This window comes from Thalassotalea castellviae, from assembly GCF_031846185.1.
GTDB classification, from domain to species: Bacteria; Pseudomonadota; Gammaproteobacteria; order Enterobacterales; family Alteromonadaceae; genus Thalassotalea_H; species Thalassotalea_H castellviae.
In genome coordinates, this window is sequence record NZ_JAVRIF010000019.1 from 1 (window position 1) to 1,929 (window position 1,929).

At 48.6% G+C, this 1,929-nt stretch carries 1 rRNA gene; it reads right to left on the minus strand.

The features are described 5' to 3' along the window. A 16S ribosomal RNA gene (locus RM573_RS17395) occupies window positions 1-1,504 on the minus strand; the annotation flags it as partial. Window positions 1,505-1,929 lie beyond the last annotated feature (425 nt).

Here is a 1,929-nt window from a genome sequence, read left to right on the forward strand (position 1 = left end):
CCTTGTTACGACTTCACCCCAGTCATGAATCACAAAGTGGTAACCGTCCTCCCGAAGGTTAGACTAGCTACTTCTTTTGCAACCCACTCCCATGGTGTGACGGGCGGTGTGTACAAGGCCCGGGAACGTATTCACCGTAGCATTCTGATCTACGATTACTAGCGATTCCGACTTCACGGAGTCGAGTTGCAGACTCCGATCCGGACTACGACATACTTTGTGTGATTCGCTCCACCTCGCGGTCTCGCTGCACTCTGTATATGCCATTGTAGCACGTGTGTAGCCCATCCCGTAAGGGCCATGATGACTTGACGTCGTCCCCACCTTCCTCCGGTTTATCACCGGCAGTCTCCTTAAAGTTCCCGCCACTACGCGCTGGCAAATAAGGATAGGGGTTGCGCTCGTTGCGGGACTTAACCCAACATTTCACAACACGAGCTGACGACAGCCATGCAGCACCTGTCTCAGAGTTCCCGAAGGCACTAAACTATCTCTAGTAAATTCTCTGGATGTCAAGGGATGGTAAGGTTCTTCGCGTTGCATCGAATTAAACCACATGCTCCACCGCTTGTGCGGGCCCCCGTCAATTCATTTGAGTTTTAACCTTGCGGCCGTACTCCCCAGGCGGTCAACTTAGCGCGTTAGCTACGCTACCCACGACTCAAGGTCACAGACAGCTAGTTGACATCGTTTACGGCGTGGACTACCAGGGTATCTAATCCTGTTTGCTCCCCACGCTTTCGTGCCTCAGCGTCAGTATCTGTCCAGGTGGCCGCCTTCGCCACTGATGTTCCTTCCAATCTCTACGCATTTCACCGCTACACTGGAAATTCCACCACCCTCTACAGTACTCTAGTTTGCCAGTTCAAAATGCAGTTCCAAGGTTGAGCCCTGGGCTTTCACATCTTGCTTAACAAACCGCCTACGCACGCTTTACGCCCAGTAATTCCGATTAACGCTTGCACCCCTCGTATTACCGCGGCTGCTGGCACGAAGTTAGCCGGTGCTTCTTCTGTTGCTAACGTCACAGTACAAAGGTATTAACCTTACACCTTTCCTCACAACTGAAAGTGCTTTACAACCCGAAGGCCTTCTTCACACACGCGGCATGGCTGCATCAGGGTTTCCCCCATTGTGCAATATTCCCCACTGCTGCCTCCCGTAGGAGTCTGGGCCGTGTCTCAGTCCCAGTGTGGCTGATCATCCTCTCAAACCAGCTAGAGATCGTCGCCATGGTGAGCCATTACCTCACCATCTAGCTAATCTCACTTGGGCTAATCTAAAGGCGAAAGGTCCGAAGATCCCCTCCTTTGGTCCGTAGACATTATGCGGTATTAGCAGTCGTTTCCAACTGTTGTCCCCCACCTAAAGGCATATTCCCAAGCATTACTCACCCGTCCGCCGCTCGACGCCGAATAGCAAGCTATTCTCGTTTCCGCTCGACTTGCATGTGTTAAGCCTGCCGCCAGCGTTCAATCTGAGCCATGATCAAACTCTTCAATTAAAAAATCGTTTGTGTAGGAACAAGTCCTACTGCTCAATGAATTCTGTCGTGTTACTCAATTCCGACTAAGGATTAAGTAACTACATAAAACGTACTAAATCATCCCGAAGGAATCTTTAATACTTATTTTGTGTGACATTCATCATTAAACTGTTTTACGTCTTTCTTTATAAAATAAAGACCGACTGTGTAAAATCAATGTAACGTGAGTGCCCACACAAATTGCATGATAACTAATTGTTAAAGATGCCTACTGAAGTAGGTATGCCGAAATGTTCACGGATGAACGTTTTATTCGGCGCGAACTAACAATCTCATTCGTTGTTAAACCGCGTTGCTTGATTCAGGTTCTAGCCCTTGCCTCAAGCGAGATGCGCATTCTACGCACCTGAGATTTAATGTCAACATTTTATTTAAAGTTTTTT